Origin of the sequence: Aliiroseovarius lamellibrachiae (assembly GCF_018599245.1) — a bacterium.
Taxonomy (GTDB): Bacteria; Pseudomonadota; Alphaproteobacteria; order Rhodobacterales; family Rhodobacteraceae; genus Aliiroseovarius; species Aliiroseovarius lamellibrachiae.
On record NZ_JAHEVJ010000018.1, the window covers coordinates 1 to 5,029 of the forward strand.

5 protein-coding genes are annotated in these 5,029 nt (G+C 49.6%); 3 read left to right on the plus strand and 2 right to left on the minus strand.

What is annotated here, in order from left to right; translation table 11 throughout:
* Window positions 1-127 precede the first annotated feature (127 nt).
* Together KKW20_RS16495 and KKW20_RS16500 are read left to right on the plus strand one after the other, a co-directional pair.
* A complete protein-coding gene (locus KKW20_RS16495) occupies window positions 128-2,029 on the plus strand; it encodes an RHS repeat domain-containing protein (protein ID WP_214569016.1) in 1,902 nt (633 codons plus the stop codon).
* A gap of 22 nt (window positions 2,030-2,051) precedes the next feature.
* Entirely contained in the window at window positions 2,052-2,702 is a 651-nt protein-coding gene (locus tag KKW20_RS16500) for a hypothetical protein (protein WP_214569018.1), read from the plus strand.
* A 205-nt stretch (window positions 2,703-2,907) separates the two neighbouring features.
* Here KKW20_RS16500 and gspG read toward each other — a convergent pair whose 3' ends face one another.
* Together gspG and KKW20_RS16510 are read right to left on the minus strand one after the other, a co-directional pair.
* Window positions 2,908-3,336, minus strand: a complete 429-nt coding sequence (gene gspG / locus KKW20_RS16505; protein ID WP_214569020.1) for a type II secretion system major pseudopilin GspG — start codon at window positions 3,334-3,336, stop codon at window positions 2,908-2,910.
* Complete coding sequence (locus KKW20_RS16510; protein WP_214569022.1) at window positions 3,333-3,875, minus strand: prepilin peptidase; 543 nt, start codon at window positions 3,873-3,875, stop codon at window positions 3,333-3,335. The genes gspG and KKW20_RS16510 overlap by 4 nt, the downstream gene beginning before the upstream one ends.
* Before the next feature lie 29 nt (window positions 3,876-3,904).
* On the opposite strand from KKW20_RS16510, the gene KKW20_RS16515 reads away from it, so the two are divergent.
* Window positions 3,905-4,603 (plus strand): hypothetical protein, encoded by a 699-nt coding sequence (locus KKW20_RS16515; protein WP_214569024.1) that lies wholly within the window; start codon window positions 3,905-3,907, stop codon window positions 4,601-4,603.
* The last annotated feature ends 426 nt before the right edge of the window (window positions 4,604-5,029 follow it).

The following is a 5,029-nucleotide window of genomic DNA, read 5'->3' on the forward strand; positions in this document are numbered from 1 at the left end:
AAGACGCTCGAAGCGCGCCGCTTGCATCACAGGCAACGCGCCGCATAATCAAACCAACCAGATGAGCCAAACTCTCTCTTAGTTTAGGCCGCCTTTGGACCCAAAAACTCTGCCGACGCACACTTCTATGACAGATGCTCGCGGTGTGGTTTCCACAAATGAATATGACAATGGTGGCCGCCTAGTAGCACGCAAGTTCCCTGCTACACCAATTGAAGATCAGCTTTTCACCTACGATGGTGCGGGTGGGCTACAAAATCTGGGAAAACTCACTGGTGCAACGAGTCATAACGTTGAAAACAGAATTGGGCATTCTTCACAGACAGCCACGCTGGTCTACAACAAGTTCGTGCTCGACGGTTACTCCTATCAAGTGAAATACCAGTGGAACCGCATGGGCGAACTATATCGTCTATATTACCCAGGTAGTCGCAAAATGGAGCTGTTCATCTACCGTGATCTTGATGGGCGTATTTCCAAGATGAATATGCGTCGCAAAGGGGACAATGGTAAATGGTTGCCCCGTGTCGATATTGTCGATCAGATTAAATACCTGCCCAACGGGCCAATTAAGTCGATGACTTATGGCGATGGGTTCACCCACACCGCGCAGTATGACAACTCATACCGTCTGACGGGGCTTAAGGATGAGCTTTCATCGACTGTCCTGCGTGACATGTCATATACATGGACATCTCGCGACAATCTCGGCTCGGTGACAGACCTGTTGGTGGGGGCGAACTCCAAAACCTTTGGCTATTCACCGCGCGAAGCTTTGTCCTCGGCGACGGGCCCTTGGGGCGATCTTGACTATACTTATGATGGCGTCGGAAACCGATTGACTGAGGTTGCCGCAAACGGGGCCTCCCCCGGAACGGATACCTATCAATACGGGACAACCGACAACCGGTTGGCTTCAGTTGCGGGAACCAGCACACGCAGCTTCACCTATGATGCCGCTGGTAATGTGATATTCGACAACCGCACCGGGCAGCAATATGGCTATACCTATAATGCCGCCGGACGCATGGACAGTTTTTCCATCAATGGCGTTGTTCAGGCCGAATATGAATACGACGTGCTTGGCCGTCAGGTGATCCGCCGTCTGAACCAATTGGGCAAAACCATCCACAATATCTTTGATGTGGATGGCAACCGGATTGCGGAACATGAGGTTGACCAAACCACCGGTGCCAAAACGCTTTTGCGCGAATATATCTGGCTAGAAGGCATGCCGGTTGCCGTTGTTGAAAACAACGAGGTCTATTTTGTCCGCAGCGATCACATCGGCCGCCCGGTTTTTGCGACGGATGTGAATGGGTTGAAAGTGTGGGAGGCATCTTATCTGCCCTTTGGCGGTGTGCATACCAGCACCGGAGCCGCCAGCAACCTGCGCTTCCCCGGCCAATGGTTCCAGTCCGAGAGCGGTCTGCATCAAAACTGGATGCGCGATTATGATCCGACCACGGGACGGTATATTCAGGCAGATCCGTTGGGGTTGGTGGATGGGGCGAGTGTTTATGGCTATGCGCGTCAGAACCCGGGGCGGTATGTGGACCTGAGGGGAGAAAAAGTTGTCTATGTTTGTCGACCACTAGAAACAGGTGGAGGCGGAGTGAGTACTTGGCGACAACACTGTGCAGTCTTCGTCGTCGAAGATGACAACGACTGTGGGTGTGATATGGCGGGTGATCCTGATGGTATTTTAGCACAATTTTCGCTGGCGGGAGGTAATAGCAGATTTGATGATCAACAAAACCCAAGTAGTGTGTTTGTCACTGATCGGAATGCATACTTAGCGCCGGACGATCCCGAGAACGTTGGAAAATGGCACATTCAACCACCTAATGGTGTTTCTAGCTGCGAATATGACAATAGAGTAATTAGGCGCGGCAATACTTATAGCCAGAGAGACTATAGCAATTGGCCAGGTGGTGCTAACTCTAACACAGCCGCTACACAATTGATTGTTCAAACTGGGGGTACCCCCCCGTACCCAGGTGCCTGGAATGAAAAATCTAAACCGTAGATAACCGTTGGAGTTCGATGATATGACTATTCCTAGACTAATTGTTCCGGTAGTTTTGACACTCATTATCATCACAATGCTATTTGCGGTATTTCATAAAAGGATAGTGCGGCGTGGTTCTTTTGACGGGTTTGTTATTGGGGAAAGTAAGCAAGATATATTGATGCAATTACATGACCGACCTGACCTTTCAGTGATTGATATTTTTGACCCAATGCAGTTTTCAATTTCGAAAGGCGAACTCGACCGAATAGACCGCTTCGATGGTGTTGAAGCTATTCAGGTCTGGGGGCCCGGTGTTTCAGGTATTTTTTTTCTGTCAGATGCTCGAGTGGATAAAGTGAATTCTGACCTACTTGCTGGTGAATTCGATGCGATCACTGTGGGCACGTCACTATCTAATCTAAAGGATGAACTTAGAAATTTTTTAGACAAAGATGCTTTGAGGGGCGCGATGTCGAGAGTTCGGGGGTATCGGCCAGACTTAATGCGAATATTTGTCGACGCAAAGGTGCAAACTTTGCAATCAGACCCAGAGGCGATTGGGTGGTTAATGAAACAAGATATATGGTCACTGAAAGCCTTGAATAGCTATAAGAGATATCGCCTATTCTTCTTGGACAACAAGCTTAAGGAAATTGAATATACAAACTACTTTGTTGAATTGCCATGATGTCTTCAACTGGATCGACGGCCCCAATAGAGCACTCTCCAACTATTGGGCAGGATCTGTCGTAGATTAAGCTACTCTTCACACCTTGTGATCTGGGTGGGTAGAGATTTGTTTCAGCCGGTAGTCTACAACGTGCGAAAAGTGCAGGTGGACCGATCTGCGGTCATAGCTTCCATCGGCAGAAGGGCGCGGTAGGTAACCATCGCTAAAGCGACAAATCCTTGTCTTCGCCGGTTCCACCCTCCACCCCATCTTTCCCAAGGCTCGACAGCGCGGGTTGGGCATTGCCTGTCGGTTCAGAATACAGATACGCCCGCCCCCAAGGATCCTTAAGCCCACCTGCGCCAGTCAGATAAGGTCCGTTCCAATTGCTGTCCCCGGGGGGCGATGTCACCAGAACATCTAACCCTTCAGCATCTGACGGGTATCGCCCGGTATCGATGTAAAAAAGCTGAAGGGCAGTGCCGATTTGATTGATCTGCAATTGCGCCATTTCAGATTTGGCGCGGCCCAAATACCCAATCAACCGAGGTCCGGCAACGGCGGCGATCATCGCAATGATGGCCAACACGATGAGAACCTCAAGAATGGTCACACCACTTTCGGATGTCCACTTTGGCTTTTGTCGCATCATATCCCAACCTTTGACAACCAAACACACCAGGCAGAAAGACAAAGGTAAGGACCGAATGCAACCATTAATTGATTAGGGGGGGCGTGTCTTTTGCCGGGCATGATCCTTGGCAACAAAAGCACCAAAATGCCAGCGAGCGCTGCGCCAAGTACAACGGTGATTGTATCAAGCAACCCGCACCAAAGTCCGATACCGGCGATAAGTTTCACATCCCCCAGACCAAGGCCATGCGCCTTGCGGAACAGGAAATGCCCGATGCGCACCGCATAAAATAGTACAGGCCAAATGAGGGCTCCCAAAATATGTTCATATGCGTTGAGGGAGGGTATTGTGAAGATCCAGATGCTGCCACCTAGGACAAGCAGGGCAGAGACTTCGTCGGGGATCTCGTAGCGGATGATATCAATCACACTCCCCCAAATGAGAGGCGCGCACAGGGCAATTGCAGGCCATCCCGCGCCGGGAGCGATGATGAAAAGTGCTAGGCCATAGACCAGTAAATGTAGCAGAACCAAAGAATGAAATGAGACCTTTTGCATTTGTCGATCTTAGTTGGCATTCTAGCGGTATGGTATTGAAAAATAGAAATAACCGTGGATTTGCGTTGATCGTCGTTTTGTCCATGCTCAGCGTTATAACCTTCCTTGTGGCGGGAACAACCACGCGTGTGGTTTCTCGTGCAACGGACATTGATACTGAAAAAAGGATAATGCGAACTGCACATGAAACTGCAGCGCTATTAAGCTTCGCTATTGCAGCGTTCGGATCATCCCCCAAACAGATACCGCCAAGCCAAAAGGTTACGGTGCCCTGGCAGGATGACTATGCCGAACTTCGTTTGCAAGATGTGGCGGGGTTGATCGATCTAAATACTGCCGACACTGCACTTGTTGAAACTTTTGTCTCCGCAATGGGTTTGCCTTCAAGCGTGATTGATACACTTCAAGTGCGGCGAAGTAATTCACAACGACTAGAGAGTGTTGGAGAGCTTCCCCGAGTGGTGGGGATGCCAATTGAGGATATGAACGCCATTGCGATGTTTGCAACGGTTCATTCCGGGCGTCGAGGATTGGCATTGGATGTGACCCCAGAAGACCTCATTGAAGCATTGGGTGGACGTGATCACCTGCAATCAAGATTTCAACAATCCAAACCGTCCGGAGCCGTCTATCTTGCAATTGTTAATGGTGATGGCAAAGATAAACTCCTGGGCGTCGTTTTGCTGAGTCAGGGAGTAAACCCGGGTACGATATTGGAGATCTACTGAGTGTTAGTAGGGCATTTACTATGAGTGACAGTCATGCCGCGAGAGTTTCATGGTGCAGGGGAATATAAGAGTTTCACTGTGAACTGAGGCGTATCTGAGCCTATTTGTACCAAGTTTGGAAGATAAGTGTTCTCAACCCAGTGTTCGTACCAATCACCAGGCGCATCAACAGCACTGAAGTACTGAAAATTAAGATCACTCTCATTTGAGAGTTGGTACTGATGGGTTTGATACTGCTCTCCGTTTTCACCGATCTCAACGGCTGTTAACACCAACCCGCTGGAATCTGAAACTAGAGAAACCCTGTGCGTCGGCAGAGTTTTTGGGTCCAAAGGCGGCCTAAACTAAGAGAGAGTTTGGCTCATCTGGTTGGTTTGATTATGCGGCGCGTTGCCTGTGATGCAAGCGGCGCGCTTCGAGCGTCTT

Bases quoted from the DNA above. Each gene is read 5' to 3' on its own strand.
- KKW20_RS16495 (WP_214569016.1), top strand. From the start codon at position 128: ATGACAGATGCTCGCGGTGTGGTTTCCACAAATGAATATGACAATGGT.
- KKW20_RS16500 (WP_214569018.1), top strand. From the start codon at position 2,052: ATGACTATTCCTAGACTAATTGTTCCGGTAGTTTTGACACTCATTATC.
- gspG (WP_214569020.1), bottom strand. From the start codon at position 3,336: ATGATGCGACAAAAGCCAAAGTGGACATCCGAAAGTGGTGTGACCATT.
- KKW20_RS16510 (WP_214569022.1), bottom strand. From the start codon at position 3,875: ATGCAAAAGGTCTCATTTCATTCTTTGGTTCTGCTACATTTACTGGTC.
- KKW20_RS16515 (WP_214569024.1), top strand. From the start codon at position 3,905: ATGGTATTGAAAAATAGAAATAACCGTGGATTTGCGTTGATCGTCGTT.